Source organism: Paraburkholderia tagetis (assembly GCF_022213065.1).
Taxonomy (GTDB): Bacteria; Pseudomonadota; Gammaproteobacteria; order Burkholderiales; family Burkholderiaceae; genus Paraburkholderia; species Paraburkholderia tagetis.
In genome coordinates, this window is the sequence record NZ_JAKLJA010000029.1 from 41352 (window position 1) to 65018 (window position 23667).

Below are 23667 nucleotides of genomic sequence, written 5' to 3' on the forward strand. Positions count from 1 at the left end.
GCCAGGTCGCCGCGTGGAATGCTAAAAAACCTTCCGTTCAACGCCTTGCGCAACATGGCCCCGCCCAAATCCCGAAACTTTTCGTCCCCGCTCGTCGACGAACTTCAGACTGTCGAACTGGTAGGCGCGTTCTTGCTCCGATCGCAACAGACCATAGCGCTCGACGATGTCACATCCGGTACCCCACACATCGATCAGGTAGCTACCATCGCGGAACGCAGCGGCGCGTTCGATAACCGTGGGTTCAAAACCGTACCGCAAAAGCCGGTGAGCCAGGGACGGCCCGGCAATCCCCGCGCCACAGATCAGAATTCGGCGGTTCCCTGTCGCCAAGGCTGGATCTCCTCCGTGACTACCGCGCGTCATGCGTCAGCGGTAAAGCTTCCCGCTGGTGCTGGCCTGAAACAGCGCCTTGATGGAATCAGGGTTGAGTTGCGATCGTGTTGATATAACATCGTTGAGCGCAACAGCCTGCGGCTGATCGCGGGCGAAGTTGTCGGGATAGTAACCGTAGCTCACCATCCCGGTCATACGCAAATGACGCATCTGGTTCACGAGGCGCCCCGTTGGGATACGTGCGCCGGTATGGGCGTCGGTGGCTTCCAGCAGGAAGACCGTCCTGTGAGCGCCGTTCGGCGCAGACCGCACGTCTGCGCTCAGCGAATCGAGCCAAGGGTCCACCGAAGTAATGCCCTGGCGAGAAGGCATGGCGAGCAGCCCGACGTAGTCATACGTGCCGAGGAACGCCTCATAGTTCTGCGCATAGTGCCGCCCCGCAACAGGATCGAGCACGGCATCGGGAAATATCGTGCGCACGGTCAGAACCTCGTCGCTGTTCTGGCTGTCGAGCACGATTTTCCTGAGCTCCTTTGTGAAGTCGAGCAGATACCGGGCCTTCATGTCGCCCCAACGCTTCGCGAGGTCCGGGGTGGAGCGGATCTGGCCAATACTCTGCGGCAAATCCCAGCGGGCAAGCGTCTGTCGTGCATGCTGCCCTGCGTCCTCATAATCGGTAAGCATCGCATCCTCGCCAAACAGCACGCCGTTGAAAGCGGAATATTTGCCGAGGTCCTCGTACAGTTCGCGCACATACGCCCGCGCAGCGGGATCGAAAGGACTGAGCCGCCGCACGCCCGAGGCACCGGGCGGCAGGCGGCTGCCGGCTGCCGCCGTGACGAATTCCACCCGCCTGTCGAGCTTCGCGGGGACGGCGAAGGCGAGCACCGGTAACCACGCGTAGATCTCCACGTGAGCACGCGTGTTCAACTGCCATGCTGCTCGGGAGAACAGATCCGAGCGCATCGGCAGGTGCCTGTTCGGAAAGTACACTGCCCGTGCGAACCCGGAACGTCCGGGGTCCGAGTAAGCCTGAAGGTACACGGAGCTGGGGCGCAATGCATACATCCGGTCGATCAGCTCGCCGAGCTTCTTTTCCTGGGTAACAGGCGACGGGTCGTAAACGTCATCCAGCGCAACCACGGCGACCCGCTCCACCGGGTTGATTTCCCCGCGGTTCTGCGCGGGCTCTCGCATCGAGCGCTCCACACCACCAACGTCGATGTCGTACGTCGCCAGAATTCGGCGCAGCCGGTTGAGCGGCACATCACGCGTGTTCGGGCCGTCCTCGAGCGTGAACTGCGTGGGCATGCCAAGGCCCGATGCAATATTGCGTACAGCGAGATTCTGTGCCCCGTAAGGCCATACCATCGCCCGCACCGAAGCGCCTGTCTGCGCCTTGATTTGCGCCATGCATGTGGCGAGGTCCGACTGCACGCGCGAATGGAATTCGGCGTCCGTCTCGTAGCGCTTCTGATCTTTCAGGTACAGGTGCGATGTCGTCGCCGGCAACTCATTGCCCTGCGGATTGGCGATGGCGCCGTGATGCAGGTCGTGCGTGTGGCACGCCAGCTCGACCAGCCCCGACGCGGCCACGTCGCGCACCTCATCCCATGACATGAACGTGTTGCGCGGTACGACCAGCTTATCCGAAAGACGAACGCCGCTTTCGACAGGCGTATCGATCCATGACGTCACGATGCCCATGACACCCGGATAGCGAAAATCCTTCAACAGCGGCAAGACCTTGTCGTGGTGGCTCTTGAAGCCGTCGTCGAAGGTCAGCAGTACCGGGCGCGGCGGCAGCGGTTCGCCGCCTGTGCGTGAAGCCAGAATCGCGCCGATCGTGACAGGGTGATAACGGTTGTCCTCAAGCCACGAAAAAATCGACGTCAGCGTGCCGGTATCGACCGCATATGGATCAATCACACCGTTCCTGTGGACTTCGGCGCGCAGATTGTCACGCACGTCATGGAAGCACAGGACTCGAAAGGTCACACCGTCGGCCGGATCGGCCGGTGGAAGAATGTCAATCAGCCTTGCGGGGGCGAGCGACGGGAAGAGCGTACAGCCGGTCATGGCGCCCAGACACCCACAGACGAAACGTCGCCGAGTCTGCATCATCGGCCTCCTTTCAAAATCCAACGTCAGAATCGAACCGTAAGCGCGGTGTATGACTTCAGCATTCATGCGTTCGCGTCCACACCTTCGCATCATGCCGAAGCCGCGCTTGCTACAGGCTTCAGCAGCGCCAACCGATGCGCTGCAAGAAGGCCCTTTCGCCCCTGCGTCAAATTTCTATGCGTTCTGCCCGCCGCATTGCCCGCAACCGGGTAGCGTATGCCAGCCTTGGAATAGCGCAATCGCTATACCCGAAGCCCTTTAACTTCAAAGCAGGCTTCTGAAGGGACGCGTACGCGTCGTGCAATGACGTACCGTCGCGAACGTCGACTCGATCGCGTTGGTCGTGCGCAAATGCTGCCAGTGCCCCGCGGGGAAGTCGCAAAACGCCAACGGCTTTCCCTTTTCAGCGTATCGGTTGCCTTCGGATATTTCGCCGCGAGGTCACGCCAGCTCCATGCCCCATGCTCCTCGGCCCACTGCGTCTTCAACTGACTCACGACATTGCAGAAGCACCGTTCCCTCCTCTACTCTCCCGTCTGCTGGCGTCGGCATTCTTCCTGTTTCATTTGCATGTACTGCTGTCGATCGATTTCGTGTAGCTGTCGCGGATACTGTTCGCTCGCGCTAAACCAGTAGCTCAAGCGTTGCTCCAGTCGCGTGTCCGGCCGGCCCGGCGGATCATCGAGCCAGGCATCGATGGCCAGGTAGTAACGCATGGTGTTGCGCTCCACGAGACCGCGCAACCCCGCAACGTAATCCGGCTGTGCCGCAGAAGAATCCGCGATATTGGTGAAGCCGACCTTGCCGCTACCGAACGTGGCCAGATAGCCTTTCATGGCAAGACGACCGATAGCGCCGTAGCTGTATGCATAGGTCAGGTGGAGGAACGTGCGGTCGCGACTGAGCGACACCGCTTCCAGGACGATCTGATAATCCCGGGTGTTCAATGGCCCGCTGTCGGCGTGAAGCTTTACGCGGAAGTATCCTGGGCTCGTAGCCGCCGGGGCGTAGTCGAATTGCAAGCGGTAAGTGGATGCAAGATCTTCAGCGGCTTCCCTCTGGCTGACGTTCACGGTCAGGGTGTTGCCGCTGCTACCGCCAGAGACATGGCAGCGCTTGATATTGGGATGCAGGATCAGCATATCGCACCAGTTCGTCGGGGCTCGCGACGAATCGTTAAATGCGTCGCTGACGGTCGAGAACGGGTAGTTCATCACCGCATAGATTTCGCCCGTGACCGTGGACGGCGACTCTTCCGAATCGAGATACAGCTTCCGATGGAACGCGTTATGGTCGAGCTGCGGTTTCAGGTTCTGGTAGATGACACGCAAGCGCGCGGCATCGTCGGATGTCTGAGCCGGCAACCCCGGGCATAGCGCGCCGCACGCTGCCACGATGGCGAGCGGCCACACTGTCCTGCGTATTAGATTGCTGGCCCGGCCTCTGCGGGAGCAGTGAATTTTCTGGCGCGGGTCACATGATGGGCAATGCTGCTCGTCGGAGTGCGGTGACTCGCATGGTTTAAAGATCCGCATCGAGTTGCTTACCCTGCAACAGGCGGTTGCCCCCGCCCAACCTGGGCGCCAGCCGACGTACGTATGCTGCGGAGTGCGTATCGGCTCCATGGGCCTGCAAATGACCGGTTATTCATATGTCATCTCCCGCACGAGCTTCCTTCGTTCAGCGCATATGTCAGTCCCGCGGGACGCAGGATCCCACGCGAAGAAAACTTGCTGATCCCGCACTCTTCAGCTGAAGCACGAAAACTTGTGACTTCCTCGCGCAAAATAGCGAAAAGCGGAAGTCCGCTCTTCTGCACACCATCATTTCACGGCGTTGACGACAAGCGTGGCACGCATTGCGTCGCGATAGTGCCCTGGCTCGTTACAGAAGGCGATATAGCGACCTGGCTTGAGTACGAGCCTTGCCGTGACCGTCTCGCGGGGATTGAGGTCCTCCACGCCTTGCAGATCGCCCAGGCGTGCTTCGTTCACCTGTTGTGCTTTCTGATCGTAAGGTAGCGCTGTGCTGGCACTGGACCACGGCAAGATCATGAATTCGTGCTTCAGCGCGCGAGACTCATTGGTGATCGTGAACTCGACCGGTCCGGCCGGTATCGTCGATGGCACCAGAGTCAATGACATCCCTGTGCCTCCCCCGTCAGCAAGACGAACCGTTACCGTGGACGGTTCTGCGGGTAGTGCACCCGACGAGACTCCAAGGAGACCTGCAGTCGCCACTGCCAGTAATGTGCTGCGCTTCATGACTCCCTCCCGTTCGACAGCAACCATCAGCACTTTCACGAGTGTTGCAGTCAATGTAATTCCGGTCGCCTTAAGGTGGACTTAAGATCGCATCCGGGATGCCCGGAACTGTGTCGTTATCCTTTCATTTTTCGGTTAATGATCGGAAACCGTTAGCCAGCGGTTGCAGGCCTGCAATATGCATGCGGCTACCACAGGCATCGTGTTAACCGTGTCTTAAGTCTGGGGTTTCAAACTGCAATTGCTGGAACATAAAGACCAGCACACCCCAAAGGGCTAACATCGGAGGTACTAGTCATGAAAACCCTCATCAAGGCGCTTGCCCTGTCGCTTGCCGTCGCCACGCCGATATTGTCGTTTGCACAAGACGCAAACGATTCATTGACCCGCGCGCAGGTCGAGGGACAACTGATCCAGCTCGAACATGCGGGTTACCGGCAGAACAGATCGCAGTATCCTGCTGACATTCAGGCAGCCGAAGCCCGCGTGGCAGCGCAATCAGATACGGGCTACGGTGGTATGCCAACCAGCACCTCGCAATCCAGCGACCACGTCACGCATCACACGTGGAATACGGAGTACGGCCACCATTGACGACAAGCCGAACAGAACGACAGCATGCGGATACTTCTGGTAGAGGACGATGCACTGATCGGCAGCGGCTTGCAGCAGGGGCTGCAGGGCGAGGGGTTCGCCGTGGACTGGGCCCAGGATGGCAACGCGGCCGCCCTCGCCTTGCGCACGACATCATACGGGCTCGTCCTGCTTGACCTCGGCCTGCCAAAGCAGGACGGGCTGACCTTGCTCACCCGGTTACGCGAGCGGGACGACGACACTTCCGTCATTATCGTCACGGCCCGCGACGCCGTTCCGGATCGGGTGGCGGGGCTTGACTGCGGGTTGCTGCGCCAGCGGACGGGCGGGCGGTGAGGTGTGTGAAGGGGTTTGCACGAAGTGTATCCTCGCGGTTAAAGGCCGGTGTCGCATGGCAACCAGGCTTTCCAGTACGCGCCGGCCCGTGATCTGATCAGGGGATTCTGCTGGTGGCTTTGGCGCTCATGCGATAAATCGTCTGCTGATGCCGGGTCCACCGGAATATCACCGCACGTCATGCGGTCTATATTGCAAATGCGTCATCGCAGGGTGTCGAGTTTCTGGCGGGAAGACATTCCAGCTACCGTTATCGTGGCGAAAAAAGAAAATCGCGTCCGCCGTCTGCGACCGTGAGAGTGAGACATGCACATAGCGCCTCGAACTTGCATCACGATGCCGGATGACCCTGATGGGATTGGTCGCAGTACGCCCAACCCATTTGTCGATGACCGCACGCAGAGATATTCTGTTTTCGGTCATGGCCGGCTCCTGCGTCGATGAATGAAGCGCGTAACGTCCATGTCTCTCTTCAGGTTCCCCGACAAAACAGGATCGCAGCGCCGATAATTCCCGCGAGGAACACCCAGAAAAGCGTGCTCTCAACCCTTGCCGGGCCGAAGAGCCTGAGACAAAGGGGCCCGGCACTGCCAACACCCCCGAGAATGAGCAGTAGGTCGCTACATGTCCGGGCGACCGCGCCATCAAGCGGGGATGCGCATTGCCCGAATGCATACGCTTTTAACATCAGACCACCCAGCCAGAAACACATGAGGATTGCCAATGGCCACCGGTCGACCTCGGTATCGTTCATCGCTGCATCCACACGTTGTGCTGATCGATTGGGTGATTCCAGGCCTGCGCCATGTTGAAGCGGATTATAGAGATCGCATCCCTTCCCCCAGCTTTCTGTGCTGCCACGAAATCGTGGGTGTTAACCCCCAGCCCTTTCAAGGTCCATAACGCACCTGTGCCACCGCTGTAACGAGGCCGGCCTGCATGCGCGCGAGCGCGGCGAGGAGGCGCCCCAATTCATTCGGGCGCTGCGTATCGATCGTATTGGTCAGGTCGCCCGCCTCGATCCGCTCGAAATGATGAATCGCCGCATTGATCGGCTTCACGATCAAGACCGTGAGCGCATGGCGTGCGAACAGGCCGAGCCCCAGCGCCGCCGCCCCGATCGCCCCGAACATCCAGAGCAGCAGGAGGTAGTTCTGCCGCGCCGATTCGAACAGCGCCTTTTGGCGCTGAATCTGGAAATCCTCGAGTGCGAGCGCCGCGCGCTTGTAGTCGCTGAACACCGTTTCAGGCGCCTGGCGCTCCTTCGTGCGGAACGTCATGAAATCGTCCTGGTCCAGCGCCGCGATCTCAGGCGTCAGCACGTCGTTCACCACCTTGTCACGTCTGGCGTGCAGCGTGTCCGCGAGTGCCTTCTCCGCGTCGCCCACGCGGTTCAATACGGTGTAGCCCGCCGCCAGCTCACGATTACTGTCGGCCAGCTCCGCATGCACGCGGGCCAGTACCGGGGCAGTGGGTTCGCCTTGTGCGACGAGCGTTTCGTACGCGCCAAGATCGACGCGCACCTGCAACAGGGCTTCGTCGCTTGCGGTCAGTTGTTGAAGCACGGCGGTCTCTTCGCTGTACATCTTTTCGAGCGCGCGGTTGGCGGCTTGCAGGCCGGCAATCGACGCCACGATCACCAGCATCAGCGACGTCGTCAAGCCGGCAATCGTCAGCGTCAGCGCCATGCGAACGGTAGCATTCCTTAGCACGGTTTCCCTCTCGATGCATCGAAAAGAAAACAAGGCGGCGAACGAACAATCCGCCGCCGCAAAACGGAGCACATTCCCGTCGAGATGTGCTGCGAGGAGGAAGACCCTGGATCGGAAACGCGTATGGATGCCCGTCGCTCGCCGTCGTGACCCATGCTGGTCACATGGTGGCCGGCTGCGTCCGCGTTCGTCGTGTAGGCAAGCGCGGACAGGTCAATAAGGCCATAGAGCTGCACGCTCGATTGTGCGTGGGCGTTGCCCGCTGCGAGTGCGCCTGCTGCGACGCCGAGCGCGAGGTACTTTTGCTTCAAAAATCGACTCCCCAGATTGCTGCGTTGAATTTCTGATTAGTCCGCTGTCGCTTGTCACCGCCGGCCAGGTCACTGCCCGCAGCGACGATCAACGGATGGAGGCGAATCGTAGTTACCTCAATCCTTCACGCTCCTTTCCTGTCTTATTCGAACAACTAAGTGGTATCACTGATTGGGGCAGTCAAAATCCCACCTTTCGCCAAGCTACTGGCCTCCATTTTCAAGACACGATCGTTCCAGTTTCTGGTCGATGCAGTTGGCGCGGAGAATATCGCGATCGCACTTGAATCAAATATGACGCGCGTGGCCAAACTCCGGAAGGGCGAGAGGTTTACGCCCGAGACCGCCTTTCACATGGAAACCACGCTGGGCTGCCTTCCGTCACCAGCCTGGTCAATCTTCACGGTATTGAACCGATTGCGGAAGCATTGCTCAAGACGCTCGCAGGCAAAGCACGCACGGGTCGACTGGACGAACTGAAAGCGCTGGAACTCTTGCAGCAAGCGGTCTTGCTGTGAGTCGACGGTAGCGTGCCATGACGCATCAAGCGCATCGAGGTAACCCGGGCTCGATGCGCTTGAAAAAAATCGCCTGATTCGGATCGACGGACGACTGCGAATTCCGTCGCCGACCGGTGCCCCTGTTTCAGCGAGGGTATTATCTGATTCTTCTGCAAATGATGAGAGGAAGAATTCGTTGGGCTATATCCGCCCGCTGACTTGTCTTGCCTCGGCGCCAGAAGAATTTATCGTGCGCGTGCCATCGCAGGTCATCGCGGATGTACCGGTCAACGTGCCGCGCGCGCTGCTGCCGGAATTCAGCGCTCGACGCCGGCAGGCGGCTTTTTCAGGGCGACTCGCCACGCGTCTTCGATCGCGTTGCGTGCGCCTTGCGCGAGATTGAGGCCGCAGGTCGCGGCAGTGCGCTGCAGGACCTCGGGGTTGGTCGGGACGAAGTTGGCCGGCGCGAAGAGATCGAGCCACTGCCGCGCGACGAAGGACACGACGTCTTCGTGGTGGCGTGTCGTGCCCGGCACTTCGCGGGTGGCTGCGCGCCACCATTGCTCGGTCAGCAAAAAGGCCCGCTGCCAGAGCTGGAACGGCTCGATTTGCCACACGTCGGCACTGTAACGGTCGTCTTCGGGTAGCGCCGGCGCGGGTGGCTGCAGCGGTTTCCCAGCCTGCGCATCCGCCAGGCTTTCCAGCAGCCGCCGCGTATTGTCCGCAGCCAGCGTCATGAGTTCTAGCCGTTTGCCGGGCGCTGCCTGGACATGGATGAACCAGTCGGCAAATGCAAGCGTGAGCGCAGCAGGCGAAAATCCGCCAGTCGCGCGCGCGATCAGCGCTTGTTTCGCGTGATCGAGCGAGCGGAATGGGCTGGTCGAAGTAGCCCCTGGTTGGGGGTGACCCGGTTCCTGCTTCGTACCGGTGCCAACTGGCTTCGCTTCTCGTTGAGTACCCATCTGGGTTCCACGAATCGAGATGAACTCGGAACAAGTGCAACCGAGCTGCCCTTCTCTGTTATCCGTGAGGGCGCTTGAGCCTGCTCCGTTGTGTGCCTCAATCGTCCGGCTTGTGCGCTATCTCAGAGAGATCATCCACACGCTGGACCTCGCGGACCGGCGCGTCTTCGTCAGAAGGCCCGCAAACGTCGATGGTTGAAGCCCTTTCCTCGTTGCCCTTACCATCTTCGAGTTGTGCGTTCCCGCCCGCCCCTTTCTTACCAGGCATCTCACCCTGTGCTTTCATCTCATCTTCCCTGGTTAGCAACCACCTGTTGCATAGAGCAAGGATGAGCAAAGTTCGCTCCCATACTGGAAATCGAGCGAGTCGTTTCGGCCCACGTCGAGATTGAACGAATAGCCCGCGGGCAGCACGAGCCCCACTACGCCCTTGTCGCAGCCGAGCGCCTCAGCTTCGCGATCAGGCGCGGCAGCACCGGCTCCGTCGACGACGTTGCCAGGACGATGAGCAACTCTCAGCGAATGGCGCGCGCCAGCCCAGTCAGGCTTGTCGAAGCGACTGCCTCCTGCTTGCCGCCCTCCCGTTTTGGGGCGCCACGCAAAACTTGAATCATGTCCGGTACGCCTCACGCTTCTGGGCGGAGGTCCCAGGGCGGTACGCGAAACGCGTCCGACAGGAAGTCGATCAGGCAACGCACTTTTAGCGGCAACTGCTTCCGGCTTGGATAAACTGCGTAGATTCCGAGTTCGATTGAACGATATTCCGGCATCAACCGGATCAGCCGTCCGGCCTTCACGTCCTCGCCAATCATGAAGTCCGGCTGCAGGATGACGCCACCATCGCGCAGCGCGATGGCGCGGCACGTGTCGCCGTTGTTCGAATACACACGGGCTTCCGTGCGCACAAGCACGTTGCCGTCCGGCCCATGAAAGTGCCACTCATCGCGGCCGGACAAATGCGTGTAGGCAAGCACACGGTGCGCGGCCAGATCGCGCGGATGGCGCGGCGCTTCCGCGCGAGATAGCCAGGCGAGGCGCACACCACCATCGCGGTCGAGGCCAGCTTGCGACACACCATCGACGAATCCGGCAGCGTACTGATCCTCACGGCCAGGTCGTAGCCTTCATCGACGAGATCGACAACGCGGTCGTTCAGCGTGATGTCGAGGTCGATCTGCGGCCAGGCGGCCATGAAGTCGCCCCACAGCGGGGCAAGATGCGACACGCCGAAGCTGAGCGGGACGTTGACCCGCACCAGCCCGCCCGGCACCTGGGTGCGCGAGCTCACCTCGGCTTCCGCGTTGTCCATCGCCTCGAGGATTTCGCGCGCCCGCTGGTAGAACAGGCGCCCCTCTTCGGTCAACGACAGACGGCGCGTCGTCCGGTGCAGGAGTCGCACCCCGATGCGCTGCTCAAGCGATTCGACATAGCGCGACACGGCCGCCTTCGACATACGCAACGTATCGACGGCGCCGACGAAGCTGCCCGCGTCGACGACTGCGACGAATACCGCCATTTCCTGACTTCGGTCCATCTATTGTCTCGTTTATCGGGATTATTAATCCACGGCACCCAAGTTTATCTCCATTGCTGAGATCAATAGAATCTGCCCATCCCATCTCCCGCGGAAAACAAGGCGCAAGTCTGAAGCTCATTGCCATCGCGCCGGCCTGGAGCGCGAAGTAACGCTATCGAAGCCTCTCAACTCATGGACATCCTGCACAACGACATCCCCTCAGGTCTCTCGTTCCGCCTGCGCCCGGCGGCGGGCCAGGCGGCCGCCCGCCTTTTCCTGCTTCACGGCGTGGGCGGGAACGAAACGAACCTGATGCCGCTCGCGCAAGCGCTCGACTCTCGCCTCGAACTCGTCTTCGTACGCGGACCGCTCTCGCTCGGCCCGGGACAGCACGCCTGGTTCCATGTCCGCTTCAGCGCACAAGGTCCCGTCATCAACGCCGGGCAGGCAGACGAGAGCCGCACGCGTCTGCGCGAACTGGTGCGCTCGCTGGCGCGCGCCGACGCCCCCGTGGCACGGCCTGCCGTGATGGCCGGCTTCAGCCAGGGCGGCATCCTCAGCGCGAGCGTCGCGTTGTCCGCGCCCGAAGACGTGTCGCGCTTCGCGATCCTGAGCGGCCGCATTCTGCCCGAGATCGAGCCGCATCTCGCGTCGCCGGACAGGCTCGCCCAGGTCTCGGCGTTCATCGCGCACGGCCAGCACGACGACAAACTGCCCGTGAGCTTTGCCGGGCATGCCGATAACTGGCTCACCCGCCTCGGCGTCGTGCACGACACGCGCCTGTACCCGGTCGGCCATACGCTCAGCGCCGACATCGCGAGTGACTTCTCGAGCTGGATTCACCAGCAGATCAATCTGGACTAACCCAACCGGAGCCCATCATGACCAATACCCGCACCGCCCCGTATGCCGCTCTCCTTCTGCGCCTCGCGCTCGGCCTCATGTTCGTCGCGCACGGCCTGACCAAGCTGCTCGTCTTCACGCCGGCCGGCACCGCGAAATTCTTCGAGTCCGTGGGCTTTGCCGGCTGGTTCGCCTGGCCCATCATTGCCTTCGAGATTGTTGGCGGCGTGCTGTTACTGACGGGCGTGTACGCGCGTGCCATTGCCGCGGTTGCCGCGATCGAGCTGTTCATGGCCTCGACGGTCCACTTCGGCAACGGGTGGATGTTCACCAGCGCGAACGGCGGCTGGGAGTACCCGGTTTTCCTCGCGGTCGCTGCAGCTGTCCTGGCGCTGCTCGGTGACGGCGCGTTCGCGCTCAAGCCGACGCTGCGCAACGCATGACGCGCCTTGCCCGGGACTGATGCCATGGAATTCGGCATTTACACGTTCGGCGATCTCGCGACCGGGGCGTCCGGCGCCACCGGAGCGCAACGACGCATCGAAGCCATCATCGCGGCCGCGAAAGTCGCCGATGAGGCCGGCATCGACGTGTTCGGCGTCGGCGAGCACCACCGCGCGGACTTCGCCGTTTCCTCGCCGTCCGTCGTATTGGGCGCGATTGCCGCCGTGACCCGTCGCATGCGGTTGACGAGCGCGGTCAGCATCCTGAGCTCCGAGGATCCCGTTCGCCTCTATCAGCAGTTCTCGACGCTCGACCTGATCTCGGGCGGACGTGCGGAGCTGCTCGTCGGGCGAGGCGCATACGTCGAATCGTTTCCGCTTTTCGGCTATGCGCTTGCGGACTACGAGGCGCTGTTCGAAGAGAAGCTTGCGTTGCTCACGGCAATCAACGAGCAAGCGCGCGTCACGTGGTCGGGACGCCATCGCGCGGGCCTCACCGACGCCGCGATCATGCCGAGGCCGGTGCGCGGGCGTCTTCCGATCTGGCTGGCAGCGGGCGGCACGCCGTCGAGTGCCATTCGCGCCGGCCGCGCCGGTCTGCCGCTGAACCTCGCCAACATCAGCGGATCGCCGGAGCAGTTCGCGCCCTTCATCGATCTGTATCGCCAGACCGGCCTCGCTGCGGGGCACCCGGCCGGGCATCTGCACGTGGCCATTTCCGGTCATTTCCACGTGCAGCGCGATGGCGCCCGCGCGCGCGACGACTTCTTTCCCCACTACCGCCGCTACATTGCGAACAACCTGCCGCGCGGCCACCTTGAAATGTCGCGTCGGGACTTCGAATCCCTGGCTTCGCCTCGTGGCGCGCTATTCGTCGGTAGCGTCAATGAGATCGTCGACAAGATTCTCTTCGAATACGAGCTATTCGGGCACCAGCGTTACATGGCCCAGATGGATATCGGCGGACTGCCATTCGACAAGGTCCGGCAATCGATCGAGCTGTTCGCTACCGAGGTCATACCTGCAGTGCGCCGTGCGATCACACGAAGCGCAGTTCGGGAATCATCGTCCTCGTCCCTTTAGCGTACCGCTCTCCTGAAGGTTTTTCTCCACGCACTGCGCACCTCGCAGGCGTGTTTCGGGGGAGGCCTGTCCGGGCCTCTCCTTCTTTTTCTGACGCCTTCCAGGAGCGAGGCGCGTGGGTCTGCGCATGGATTGCCAGGAGGCACCACAGCCGGATGGGTGGCGAGATTCATGTCGAGTGCCGCCCTGGTCGCGGCAGCACTTTCTCGTTCGCACCGGACGTCCCGATATCACCTTACGAAGTATCCCCAGGCGCACGAACGACCGCGGCGATATAGGATCGACACCAGTGTTTTGATTGTCGAGATGGTGTGATGCGTCCCCGCTATGCAACTACGAAAGACGTCCCCGAGGTCGAGGACCTGCTGCGTACCTGCCAATTGCCGATCGAGGGCGTCCGCGAACACATCAATCGCTATCTGGTGTCCAGGGACAGCGGCGGCATTATTGGATGCGCCGGCCTGGAGCAATATGGCAAGGTCGGGTTACTTCGATGCATCGCCGTCGCACGACGCGCGCGGTTCGCGGGGCTCGACGACTTCATCCTTTCGCTGCTCGTCGCCGATGCGCGCGAGCGCGGGATCGAGTCACTGGTCGTCCACTCCACAGGCGCCGAACGCTATTTCGAGCAGATCGGATTTACGGCAGCCGAGACATCGGAGTTGCCTGACGATCTGCGCCGTTCACTAGAACGCACGTCGCCTCGTGCCGCGCTCGACATCATGCAGGTTGCGTTGTAGTAGCCATTCATGTGCATAGGCAGTCAGCACGTTCGAATTGTTTGTAGAAACGAAATGCAATATCCCCTGCGCCCGCATCCGCATCGTTTCGCGAATACACGTGGTAACTAATGCGTGTCGTCGGGCAACGATATTGAGCCGAATGCAATCCACGGTCATGCAATGAAAAAGCTCCTTCTCGTCCCTCTGATTTCCGCAGTCGTAATGGGTGGCGGAATTTTCGCAACGTCGGCGTTCGGACGCACGCTCGATGAACAGTTCGCCTGCAAATCCAATGCACACTCGTTCATTGCCAACCTCATCAATGATCAGTCGATTGACCCCACCCCGATTCACGTCGAGGCGGACTCGGTCAATGCGTTTCGTCCCAGTCATGCGACGGATCTCACTGCTTACGGATTGCGGGTTCGCGCAGTGTTTGGATACCAGCCGGGTGACCCATTCTTCAAACCCGGAAATGGCAAGACTTCCTCGGGTCCAGTCTACGGAGCGGTGGTATTCGGTTCGACCGACTCTGTCGAAGCCCTCGTGCGAAAAGCTGGCGGTCATGCAGAAATTCACCAGGTCATACCGCTGATACTATCGGCAATTGTCTGCGAGGCGTGACGTGCATTTCGCATTGCTGCTTCATTCAATGGCTTCATACGGCAAACCAACGTAGTTTTCCGCGATCGTCTTGAGCCCGGCTTCCGAAGTCGTGTAGTAGTCGTAGTCGGTACGCTGCATGCGCTTGTCGAAGGCGTCGCGCTCCGAAAACTCGTGCAGGAGGTTCGTCATGAACCACGAGAAACGCTCTGCCTTCCACACCCGGCGCAGCGCGCTCTGCGAATACTTTGCCAGTAGATCGGTGCGGCCGTCGCGGTAGACGCGATTCAGAATCCGATATAGCGTGCTCACGTCGCTTGCGGCGAGATTCAGTCCCTTCGCGCCGGTCGGCGGCACGATATGCGCCGCGTCGCCCACGAGGAACAGCTTGCCATACTGCATCGGCTCAACCACATAGCTGCGCAGCGGCGTAATGCTCTTCTCGAGCGAGGGACCCGTGACGACCTTCTCGGCCACGTCCTGTGGCAGCCGCGTTTTCAACTCTTCCCAGAAGCGTTCGTCGGACCAGTCTTCGACCTTCTCCGTCAAGGGCACTTGCAGGTAGTAACGGCTGCGAGTCGTCGAACGCTGGCTGCAGAGCACAAAGCCGCGTTCGTGGTGCGCATAAATCAGTTCGTGATTGACAGGCGGGGTATCGGACAGCATGCCGAGCCAGCCAAACGGATAGACGCGCTCGTAGTGCGTGAGCACCTCCTCAGGGATCGTCTTGCGCGAAACGCCATGAAAGCCATCGCAGCCCGCAATGTAATCGCAGTCCAGACGGTATATCTCGCCGCGCTTTTCAAATGTGACGTAGGGCGCTTCGCTTTTTACGTCATGCAGTTGAACGTTGGCTGCTTCGTAAATCGTGGTCGCGCCGCTGACCTCGCGCGCCGCCATCAAATCGCGCGTCACTTCGGTCTGGCCATACACCAGCACCGACGCGCCACCCGTGAGCTTTTTCAGGTCGATCCGGTCACGTCGCCCACCGAACACCAGTTCGATGCCGTCGTGAATCAACCCTTGCGCATCCATACGCTCGCTCACGCCCGCTTCGCGCAACAGGTCGACCATGCCCTGCTCGAACACGCCCGCACGGATTCGGCCAAGTACGTATTCGCCGCTTTGGCGTTCAAGAATGACGTTGTCGATGCCAGCCTTGTGCAGCAACTGCCCCAAAAGCAGGCCGGATGGCCCCGCGCCGATGATCGCTACTTTGGTCTTCATGACCGATGTCTCCCATATTCCTCTACACTGCGGCTTCTGCTTTGCTCTACGAGCCCCAATAATTAATGCCGCGGTTGAATTGCATTTTTCTAGAAATATGCAGCGCTGATAAGGCAATTTTTTCGATTAAAATTGGACTTTTAAAAAGTCCCAACCGGTCCCGATAATTCAGTGATGAACCCATGAAGCATCCGGCGCAGCACGACATTCCCGTCTTCAAGTTATACGGCGAAGGGCCTGACTGGAGCACGCTCGATTTGCTGCACTGCGAGTCGATACCGGAGCGAAGCAGCTTGCACGACTGGGAAATCAGGCGACACACGCACGCCGACCTCGCGCAACTCCTGTACGTCCAGAAAGGCGTTGCACTGATCGAAATCGAGGGCGAGAAGACCCGGATAGACACGCCATCAGTCCAGGTCGTCCCGCCTATGTGCGTACATGGTTTCCAGTTTTCTCCGGAGGTCGACGGTTACGTGATTACGATCGCTGCGCCCCTGATGAACTGGCTTCAGCAGCAAATCGATGCACCCCGCCGCGTGCTGGAGCATCCAGGCTGCTATTCGGTTGGCAACGATCGGCCTTACGTGAACACCTTGTGCAGCCACCTGAATCAGGAGTACGGCCCGCCTGCGCCTTCAAGGGACCTGCTGCTTCGGTCGCTCGTGAGCGCGCTCGTCGTATGGGTCAGTCGTCAGGATCAACAAGGCAAGGAAAGGGACGAACCTCAAGATCGCGGTCATGCCCACCTGAAAGCGTTCTCCGGCCTGATCGAAAAACACTACCGCGAACATTTTCCAATCAGCCGCTACGCTGAACGCCTGGGCGTAACGCCGGTGTATTTGAATATGGTTTGCCAGCGAATAGCGGGTAAAAGCGCCCTCGCCCTCGTCCATCAGCGATTGCTGCTCGAGGCGAAGCGCAGTCTCACCTACACCGCACTCAATATCAATCAGATATCCGATTTTTTGGGCTTCACGGAGCCGGCATATTTCACGCGGTTCTTCAAGCGATTCACTGGCATGACGCCAAACGCTTTTCGCCAGCGAAAATGATTTCATTGTTGCCATCATCAGGCTGCTGCACGGCAAGACCGCCCACGGGTTCTGTCGCACTGACGCGATCCGGTAGACCCTGTCGCACCGAAGCAGGCTTGGTCGCTGGAAAATTGACAGTGCCTGAACGTAGTCTTCAACCGGGGCAGTCCACGGCCGTTCGCCTGGTGCAGGAGTCGGCTTGTGCGTGCAGCGATGCCTCAGAACCTGTGGCGAATCGCGGCGCGCACAAGTACCTGGCGGCTGTTCGACGAGTCGCCGGCGTTGCCGATGTTGGCCACCGCAGGCGCCCCCGTGGACGACGTACCCGCTGCGATCTGGTACGCGCCCTGGGCGTAGAGATCGGTTCGCTTCGAAAGAAAGTAATCGGCCATCACGCTGAACTGGTTGAAATGCTGATTACCGACGTTTGCGCCATCCGACGTGCGGACATTGTTGCCCTTCGCGTAATCGTAGGCCGCGCCCAGACTGAATGCCGGCGTGACCGACCACTTGACGCCCGCATCGACGTTATTGAACTTCGCACTCGCACCGCCCAGTGCCGCGATATTGCCGTACTCGATGTTCGAATACGACGCGCCGATCTGCACCGGCCCAACTGTGTACAGCGCGCCCGCTATCGCAACCTGATACGAACTCGCACTCGCATAAGCCTTGTTCAGGATGCCAGTCAACTGCGTTCCGCTGCCGTTGCTCGTGAAGAAACCCTGGCTCGCGGTGGGGGCGGTCGGATTCTTGAAGTAGAGGTAAGCGGCCCCCAGGGTCACAACGCCGTTGGAGTACGCCGCTCCGGCCGAATAGCCGCCGTTGCCGCTGAAATTACCGGGTTGGCCGCCCACGCTCCACGTGGCGCCAAACGTGAGTCCGTTGATGTTGGGGCTCGCGTAGCGAATCGCGTTGTTGGTGCGCAACGAGTTCGCGGTGTTGTCGAAGTCGCCCGGATGCTGGAAAATTTCGCCCGCCAGATAGCCCTGGATCGTGACCGCTTGTGCATAGTTGACGACCGAATCGTACTGCCGCCCTAGCATGAGGTCACCAAAGCGCCGGTTGCTCAAACCAACGGCCGCCTGGCGTCCGAACTGGAGTCCCCCTTGCCCTGCGCCACCCGTATTCAGGTTCACGCCGGATTCGAGCGTGAAGATGGCACGCGTGCCGCCCCCCAGGTCTTCGGCACCCTTCATGCCCCAGCGGCTGCCGTACATGCCGTTGAGCGAGTCGAGGTACCACTTGTGCGCGCCCTTCGACGGCGCGGTGGCGACGTTGCTGTTGAACATGATGCCTTCGTCCAGCACACCGTACAGCGTAAGACTGCTTTGCGCCCAGACCGATGCACCGTACAGGCAAAGCGGGGCCAATGCGAGAAGCTTCTTTTTCATCTTCAATTTTCCAAATCTGGATTATTTATTTGTATATCTAATCAACTGAATGCCAATTCACGAAAAAAATGACTCATGACCTTGCCTGGTGCATTGGCGCGCTTTGCTGTGCGTGCGTCTGCGAAACGGGTGCGCCGCGCCCGATCATCCCGAAGAGCGCGCACGCGGACACCAGCGCCGGCACGGCAAGCAGGCTGAATACCGATCCAATCTGCCAGCCCAAGCCCATCAGTGCCGCGCCGACCAGTGCGCCTGCTACGCCCCCTATGCGCCCCACACCGAGCATCCAGGCAACGCCCGTCGCCCGCCCATGCGTCGGATAAAAGGTTGCCGCTAGCGCAGACATCGACGTGACTGCGCTCGTGACCAATGTCCCGGTCAAGAAGATGAGGGTGCCGAGCCACAACTGGTGGCCGACTCCGTGTCCGACCAGCAGAACCATGATTGCGGCGAGCACATACGTTGCCGCGATCACGCGGTTGGCGTTGAGGCGGTCCATGAACCAGCCGACGCACAGGTTGCCCAGCACGCCGCCAAGCGGGAAAAGCGACGTCATCAGGGCTGCACGCGTGCCGGAGGAGCCCGTGTCGCGAAACAGCGTAGGCAGCCAGTTAGTGAGCAGGTAATAGATCAGCAGGCCCATGAAGTACGCGAGCCACAACATCAGCGTCCCGAAGCGGTACTGCCGCGACAGGACAACGCGAATCGCCGATTCGCGCTGCGTGCTCACGCCGCCCTCCGGGGCGACGAAGCGGCAACCTTCGAACGTCGTGCCGTGTGCAATACGGCCGAGGATGCGTGCGATTTTCGCGTCGGCACGTTGACGTACCGCCATGAACTGAACGGACTCCGGCAAGAGCAGGACCAACAGAACCGTAAGCACGATCGGCCCGATACCCCCTGCGACCAGCACGCTTTGCCAGCCAAATTGCGGAATCAGCCATGCAGACGCGAATCCGCCGAGCGCGAGGCCCGCGGAAAAGCCGCAGAACATCGCATTGACGACGACCGCACGCACGCGCGTCGGCGCATATTCGGACATCAGCGTGACGGCGTTCGGCATGGCAGCGCCGAGTCCGAGACCGGTGCACAAGCGCAGCACGGTCAGTGACTCGACCGTGCTGGCGAATGCGGCCGCAAGGCTCCACAGTCCAAAGAACGCGACGGAGAGCACCAGTACGGTCTTGCGCCCGAGCCGGTCGGCGAGTGGGCCGGCCAGCACCGCGCCGATGCCAAGTCCGACCAGCGCGGCGCTCATCACCGGACCGAGCGCGACGCGCGCAATGCCCCACTGCTGCACGAGCGACGGTGCAATGAAACCGATGGCTGCCGTGTCGTAGCCGTCGGCGGCGACAACGAGAAAGCACAGCACGAGAATGACCCACTGAAATGAGGAAAACCGTTGGCCGTCAATGAAGGCCTGGGTATCGACGACGCGTTCGAAGGTCTTCATTGCTGCCCTCCAGCCACGTGATAGACGAGCAGGGGCAGCGCTCCGGCGGGGCCGGCGCGATCGAGCATTTGCATTGCGATGTCTCCAAAGATTGATGTCGTTTTATTGCGGCGCCATACCCGCGGGCGCGGGACGGCCAGGGTCTGCAACGGCGCGCCGTCAATCTATAACGGCGGATTGACTGACCCTGCGACACTATCCAGCGCGGCGGCGCGAATGAGCCGTGTCTCCTGTGCCGTGATCAGATGGCCCGATGCCTTGAGATAGGCCGGGAAATCCGGATGGGTATCGCGTGCGAGGCACCGTCGTTCGTAGTCCGCCAGATCGTCATACGCCCACAGGTGGGTGAACTGGTTCTGTGGCCCCACCACACTTGTCCAAAAGCCGAGCGGATGTCCAAGCGTCTCGAGCAGGATCGGCATGGCGAGGCGGTCAAACACCTCGATAAACTCGGGCATCTTGCGTAGCGCGATCGTGTAGACCCGGAAATCCACGAGGGGCTTCGTCAGATATATTGGGTTGGGGCTCATGCGTGTACCTTCTCTTTGCTGGTCGTGGCCTTGTTGGCGATCGCGTTACCCGTGACATAGCCGAACGTCATATTGGGTCCATGAGTGATGCCGGCGCCCGGATAGTTGCCGCCCATCACGCTGCGCCGGTCATTGCCGACCGCGTAAAGGCCTTCAATCTCGCTACCGTCGGCACGCAGCACCTCCCCGGTGACGCTGGTCCTGAGTCCGTCGAATGTGCCCAGATCGCCCATCACCACCTTCACCGCATAAAAGGGACCCGTCGAGATCGGCGCAACGCAGGGATTGGGCTGGTTGTCCGGATCGGCGAGATAGCGGTTGAACGATGTGCGGCCGCGATGGAACGCCGGATCTTCTCCGCGCCCGGCATCGCGATTGTAGGCACGGACCGTCACTTCAAGCGCATCGGGAGCAATCCCGCAATTGCGCGCCAACTCGCCGATCGTCTCGCCTTTGATGAGATAGCCTTTGCGTAGTAACGGGCCCACCGGCATCGGCGCGGGCTTGGCATAGCCCAGGCCATACTTGCCCAGCGCCACCTTATCGCAGACCAGCCACATCGCCGTCTCCCGCTCCCCCTCGCAGGCGCGGATCAGCGCCGAGCCAACATCGTGGTAGGAGTTCGATTCATTGGTGAAGCGCTGACCGCTGCGCAGCACGCCGATCACGCCGGGCTTGTAGCGGTCGAGCAGATGCGGGAACACGCCCGTGCGGCCCTTGCCGAAGGGCACCCTGGAGACAGGCATCCACGCCGACGCATCGGGGAAGCCAAGCTGCACGGCGCCCCCCACCTTCTCCGCCATGGTCAACCCATCGCCCGTATTGCCGACGGGTGTGGGCGAGAGATGCTCACCCCCACGCTTCACATGCGGATAGGCCTGCGCGATGCGCTTGAGATCGTGAGGAAAGCCGCCGCAAGCCAGCACGACGCCGTGCCGCGCGGTGATGCGAAGCTCACCGTCCGCTGCGCTCGCGAGCGCACCGACCACCTTGCCGTTCGCGCTCAGCAGCGCCTTTACAGGCGTCGAAGTGAGGATCGGAATATCGATCGCCAGCGCCGACTTGGCGAGCCTCGCAGCGAGCGCGTTGCCGCTCGTCACGTTGATCCCCCTCCGGTAGAGCGCCAGCTCCTTGATGTGCGTAGCCAGACGCCGGGCCACATAGCAGAACGAAACAATCGACCTGGTCGCGCGGAAGAAGTGCTTGAGGTCCGCGTTCGAGGAATTGAACATCATTCCCATGAAGGTGATCGTCTCGAGCGGCGGCTTGAGGCGTTGCATGTCCTTGCCCAGCCCGCGAATATCATAGGGCGCGGCGAGAATCGAGCGGCCGATGTCGACGCCGCCTGGCGCATCCGGGTGATAGTCCGGATAGAGCGTGGGCACGAATTTCATCTCGGTCTCTCGCTCGAAGAACTCGACCATTTTCGGCCCATTCTCGATAAAGCATTGGACCGCGGCGGCATCGTAGTTGCTGCCCGTCTCGCTCATCATGTATTCGCGCACGCGCTCGACGGTGTCCGCCGGATTCTGCTGCCGGCCATATTTGTTCAGCGGAATCCACAAGACGCCGCCCGACAGCGCGGTCGTACCGCCGAACACGGGCTCCTTTTCGAGCACGATGACATCGAGGCCGCGCTTCTTTGCCGTGATCGCGGTGGCGAGGCCCGCAGCACCCGACCCGACCACGACCAGATCGCAAGTGATCTCCTTGGCCATATCCACTCTCCTTTTCGTTATGGTGTGATGGCGCTCACGCGGCCGGGGTGGCGTTAAAGCCGGGGCGCGGAACCATGTCCATCAGCATGCAATCGAGCCCGCCGTCGACGAGCATCTCCGCGCCATTGACGTAGGCCGCCAGGTCAGAGGCGAGGAACAGGGCCGGGCCGGCGAGGTCCTCCGGCTCGCCGATGCGGCGGCTCGCGGTGGCCGCGGCGCGGCGAGCCTCGAAGCCGGGCTCCTCGTAGAACTTCGCGGACAGTGCGGTGCGGATCATGCCGGGCAGCACGCAGTTGCTGCGCACACCGCGTGGCCCCCACTCCGCCGCCAGTTGCCGCGAGAGCAGCAGCACGCCCGCCTTGCTCGGGCTATAAGAACCGCTATGGGTTTGCGGATTGAGCGCTGCAATCGAAGCAACGTGGACGATACTGCCCTTGCCCGCCGCCAGCATGTCGCGCCCGAACGCTCGAGCACACAGAAGATAGCCGGTGAGGTTCACGGCGATGGCCTGGTTCCAGTCTTCGATCGAGACCGTTTCGAGAGGTCCAGCGCGCAGGAGTCCTGCATTGTTGACGAGCACGCTGGCCGGACCGAGCGCTGCGCGAACCTCGCCGGCCGCTGCGGCAACCGAGGCTTCGTCGGACACGTCGCAGCCGATCGCCTGCGCCACAGCACCTGCCTTCCGAAGTTCGGCGGCGACCGCTTCAGCACCGGCAAGATTCCGGTCCACGAGCGCCACATGTGCACCAACACCGGCGAAGGCGCGCGCAATACCGGCACCAATGCCGCTACCTGCGCCCGTGATCACGCAGACCTTGCCGCCCAGGTTCAGCCCGTATGCGCTCGAAGCCGCTGCGCGATGTTCAAGTTCCTGTTCCATGTTGTTACTTTCCCTAAAATTTTCCGCGCAATTGCGCTTCCTGAAATCCGCATCGCCATTGAACGCCCCAAGCCCCTGTGGAACAATGGACAGAGACGACATATAACAGGACATACCGTGCATCATGGCCAATGACCAACAGCGCCGCCGGACCGTTCTCCATTTCGCGCTCTATGGTGCGGAAGCCGGCCAATCCTGGGTCGACATGGTGCATTACGAACCCATTCCCCTGCGTGCCGGCCGTTTCGACTTCGACATCAAGCCGCACGTCCACGATGCGCTGATCCAGGTGCTCTACGTCACCGCCGGGGGCGGCGAAACCTTCATCGACGGCAGGACGTGGGCAGTCGAGGCGCCATGCCTGATCGTCGTGCCAGCGCACTCGGTCCACGGCTTTCACTTCCGCAGCGACATCGACGGTCACGTCATCACCGCCGCGCAGCCTGCACTGGAATCACTGGCGATGACGGCCGCGCCCGACCTGCTGGAATTCATGCGCACGCCAACGGTGCTCTCGGTTGATCCCGACGTCGAGCGCGGCACACCTCTGGACACGCTTTTTCAGTCGATCGGGCACGAGGCGGAAAGCCACGAGCGCTGGCAGTTCACCGCGGGCGCAGCACTGACGATCGCCCTGTTCGTCAAGATCGGGCGCCTCAGCGAGAGCGCCCGGCTTTCAGCCAGCTCCGAGCAGCGAACCATGGCGTCGCGGATCGAACGGTTCCGCGCGCTGCTGGACCGCCATTGCCGTGAGCGGCGGCCGGTCGCCAGCTATGCCGACGAGATGGGTGTGTCCACCGGCCAGCTCTCCCGCATCTGCCGCACCACCTTCGGGGTCTCGGCAATCGAGGCAATCGACGCACGCTCGATCCATGAGGCCAAGCGGCTGCTCGGCTATTCGAACCTCAGCGTGAAGCAGATCGCCAGTGAACTGGGCTTTCAGGACGAGGCCTATTTCGGTCGTTTCTTCCGCAAGCAGACGGGGCTGCGGCCGACCGAATACCGCTCTGCGGCCCACGATCGATCCTTGCCGCCTGAAAAGTAAGGAGCGGACTGACTCGACCGCCCCCCGTATCCGT

At 61.2% G+C, this 23667-nt stretch carries 21 protein-coding genes and 6 pseudogenes; 10 read left to right on the top strand and 17 right to left on the bottom strand.

Annotated elements, in window-relative coordinates:
• Positions 1 to 21: 21 nt before the first annotated feature.
• From L5014_RS26855 to L5014_RS26875, 5 genes and pseudogenes are all read right to left on the bottom strand, one after another.
• The gene (locus L5014_RS26855) at positions 22 to 333 is read right to left on the bottom strand and encodes a Rossmann-fold NAD(P)-binding domain-containing protein (protein ID WP_238466836.1); all 312 of its coding nucleotides are present in this window, start codon (positions 331 to 333) and stop codon (positions 22 to 24) included.
• Positions 334 to 369: 36 nt separating this feature from the next.
• On the bottom strand, positions 370 to 2457 hold the full coding sequence (pgaB, locus tag L5014_RS26860; protein ID WP_238466892.1) for a poly-beta-1,6-N-acetyl-D-glucosamine N-deacetylase PgaB: 2088 nt from the start codon (positions 2455 to 2457) through the stop codon (positions 370 to 372).
• Between the two features lie 288 nt (positions 2458 to 2745).
• Positions 2746 to 2894, bottom strand: a pseudogene (locus L5014_RS26865) (transposase); the annotation flags it as partial.
• A gap of 90 nt (positions 2895 to 2984) precedes the next feature.
• Positions 2985 to 3857, bottom strand: coding sequence for a hypothetical protein (locus L5014_RS26870; protein WP_338019340.1), 873 nt, complete (start codon positions 3855 to 3857; stop codon positions 2985 to 2987).
• Between the two features lie 426 nt (positions 3858 to 4283).
• Positions 4284 to 4604, bottom strand: coding sequence for a hypothetical protein (locus tag L5014_RS26875; protein ID WP_238466837.1), 321 nt, complete (start codon positions 4602 to 4604; stop codon positions 4284 to 4286).
• Positions 4605 to 5021: 417 nt separating this feature from the next.
• On the opposite strand from L5014_RS26875, the gene L5014_RS26880 reads away from it, so the two are divergent.
• Complete coding sequence (locus L5014_RS26880; protein WP_238466838.1) at positions 5022 to 5318, top strand: DUF4148 domain-containing protein; 297 nt, start codon at positions 5022 to 5024, stop codon at positions 5316 to 5318.
• A gap of 24 nt (positions 5319 to 5342) precedes the next feature.
• Positions 5343 to 5624: pseudogene (locus L5014_RS26885) on the top strand (response regulator); the annotation flags it as partial.
• 920 nt (positions 5625 to 6544) lie between these two features.
• On the opposite strand, the gene L5014_RS26890 reads toward L5014_RS26885, so the two are convergent.
• Both L5014_RS26890 and L5014_RS26895 read right to left on the bottom strand, forming a co-directional pair.
• Positions 6545 to 7438 carry a Tar ligand binding domain-containing protein gene (locus tag L5014_RS26890; RefSeq protein WP_338019337.1) on the bottom strand — a complete coding sequence of 298 codons (894 nt, stop codon included), beginning with the start codon at positions 7436 to 7438 and terminating at the stop codon, positions 6545 to 6547.
• A gap of 65 nt (positions 7439 to 7503) precedes the next feature.
• Positions 7504 to 7677: pseudogene (locus tag L5014_RS26895) on the bottom strand (porin); the annotation flags it as partial.
• A 159-nt stretch (positions 7678 to 7836) separates the two neighbouring features.
• Between L5014_RS26895 and L5014_RS26900 the strand changes: the two are divergent.
• A pseudogene (locus L5014_RS26900) lies at positions 7837 to 8049 on the top strand (hypothetical protein); the annotation flags it as partial.
• Between the two features lie 445 nt (positions 8050 to 8494).
• Here the strand turns inward: L5014_RS26900 and L5014_RS26910 are convergent.
• The 4 genes and pseudogenes from L5014_RS26910 to L5014_RS39065 form a co-directional block, all read right to left on the bottom strand.
• Positions 8495 to 9139, bottom strand: coding sequence for a poly-beta-hydroxybutyrate polymerase N-terminal domain-containing protein (locus tag L5014_RS26910; RefSeq protein ID WP_238466841.1), 645 nt, complete (start codon positions 9137 to 9139; stop codon positions 8495 to 8497).
• Between the two features lie 97 nt (positions 9140 to 9236).
• The gene (locus L5014_RS26915) at positions 9237 to 9425 is read right to left on the bottom strand and encodes a hypothetical protein (protein ID WP_238466842.1); all 189 of its coding nucleotides are present in this window, start codon (positions 9423 to 9425) and stop codon (positions 9237 to 9239) included.
• A gap of 95 nt (positions 9426 to 9520) precedes the next feature.
• Positions 9521 to 9654: pseudogene (locus L5014_RS26920) on the bottom strand (cation:dicarboxylate symporter family transporter); the annotation flags it as partial.
• 111 nt (positions 9655 to 9765) lie between these two features.
• A pseudogene (locus L5014_RS39065) lies at positions 9766 to 10673 on the bottom strand (LysR family transcriptional regulator).
• A gap of 174 nt (positions 10674 to 10847) precedes the next feature.
• Between L5014_RS39065 and L5014_RS26930 the strand changes: the two are divergent.
• From L5014_RS26930 to L5014_RS26950, 5 genes are all read left to right on the top strand, one after another.
• Positions 10848 to 11519, top strand: a complete 672-nt coding sequence (locus L5014_RS26930; protein ID WP_238466843.1) for an alpha/beta hydrolase — start codon at positions 10848 to 10850, stop codon at positions 11517 to 11519.
• A gap of 17 nt (positions 11520 to 11536) precedes the next feature.
• Complete coding sequence (locus L5014_RS26935) at positions 11537 to 11941, top strand: DoxX family protein (RefSeq protein WP_238466844.1); 405 nt, start codon at positions 11537 to 11539, stop codon at positions 11939 to 11941.
• A 24-nt stretch (positions 11942 to 11965) separates the two neighbouring features.
• On the top strand, positions 11966 to 13024 hold the full coding sequence (locus L5014_RS26940) for an LLM class flavin-dependent oxidoreductase (protein ID WP_238466845.1): 1059 nt from the start codon (positions 11966 to 11968) through the stop codon (positions 13022 to 13024).
• Positions 13025 to 13338: 314 nt separating this feature from the next.
• Positions 13339 to 13764 carry a GNAT family N-acetyltransferase gene (locus L5014_RS26945; protein ID WP_238466846.1) on the top strand — a complete coding sequence of 142 codons (426 nt, stop codon included), beginning with the start codon at positions 13339 to 13341 and terminating at the stop codon, positions 13762 to 13764.
• A 162-nt stretch (positions 13765 to 13926) separates the two neighbouring features.
• Entirely contained in the window at positions 13927 to 14370 is a 444-nt protein-coding gene (locus L5014_RS26950; protein WP_238466847.1) for a hypothetical protein, read from the top strand.
• 21 nt (positions 14371 to 14391) lie between these two features.
• Here the strand turns inward: L5014_RS26950 and pobA are convergent, their stop codons facing one another.
• Complete coding sequence (pobA, locus tag L5014_RS26955) at positions 14392 to 15576, bottom strand: 4-hydroxybenzoate 3-monooxygenase (protein ID WP_238466848.1); 1185 nt, start codon at positions 15574 to 15576, stop codon at positions 14392 to 14394.
• A gap of 182 nt (positions 15577 to 15758) precedes the next feature.
• Here pobA and L5014_RS26960 point away from each other — a divergent pair, with 182 nt between their 5' ends.
• Entirely contained in the window at positions 15759 to 16631 is an 873-nt protein-coding gene (locus tag L5014_RS26960) for a helix-turn-helix domain-containing protein (protein WP_238466849.1), read from the top strand.
• Between the two features lie 200 nt (positions 16632 to 16831).
• On the opposite strand, the gene L5014_RS26965 is transcribed toward L5014_RS26960, so the two are convergent.
• The 5 genes from L5014_RS26965 to L5014_RS26985 all read right to left on the bottom strand — a co-directional run bounded on the left by L5014_RS26965 (position 16832) and on the right by L5014_RS26985 (position 22588).
• On the bottom strand, positions 16832 to 18007 hold the full coding sequence (locus tag L5014_RS26965; protein ID WP_238466850.1) for a porin: 1176 nt from the start codon (positions 18005 to 18007) through the stop codon (positions 16832 to 16834).
• Between the two features lie 73 nt (positions 18008 to 18080).
• Complete coding sequence (locus L5014_RS26970) at positions 18081 to 19460, bottom strand: MFS transporter (RefSeq protein ID WP_238466851.1); 1380 nt, start codon at positions 19458 to 19460, stop codon at positions 18081 to 18083.
• A 164-nt stretch (positions 19461 to 19624) separates the two neighbouring features.
• A complete protein-coding gene (locus tag L5014_RS26975; protein WP_238466852.1) occupies positions 19625 to 19990 on the bottom strand; it encodes an NIPSNAP family protein in 366 nt (121 codons plus the stop codon).
• A complete protein-coding gene (locus L5014_RS26980) occupies positions 19987 to 21729 on the bottom strand; it encodes an FAD-dependent oxidoreductase (protein WP_338019341.1) in 1743 nt (580 codons plus the stop codon). Before L5014_RS26980 ends, L5014_RS26975 begins: the two co-directional genes overlap by 4 nt.
• A gap of 13 nt (positions 21730 to 21742) precedes the next feature.
• Positions 21743 to 22588, bottom strand: a complete 846-nt coding sequence (locus L5014_RS26985; RefSeq protein ID WP_238466854.1) for an SDR family NAD(P)-dependent oxidoreductase — start codon at positions 22586 to 22588, stop codon at positions 21743 to 21745.
• A gap of 124 nt (positions 22589 to 22712) precedes the next feature.
• Between L5014_RS26985 and L5014_RS26990 the strand changes: the two genes are divergently transcribed.
• Entirely contained in the window at positions 22713 to 23633 is a 921-nt protein-coding gene (locus tag L5014_RS26990) for a helix-turn-helix domain-containing protein (RefSeq protein WP_238466855.1), read from the top strand.
• The last annotated feature ends 34 nt before the right edge of the window (positions 23634 to 23667 follow it).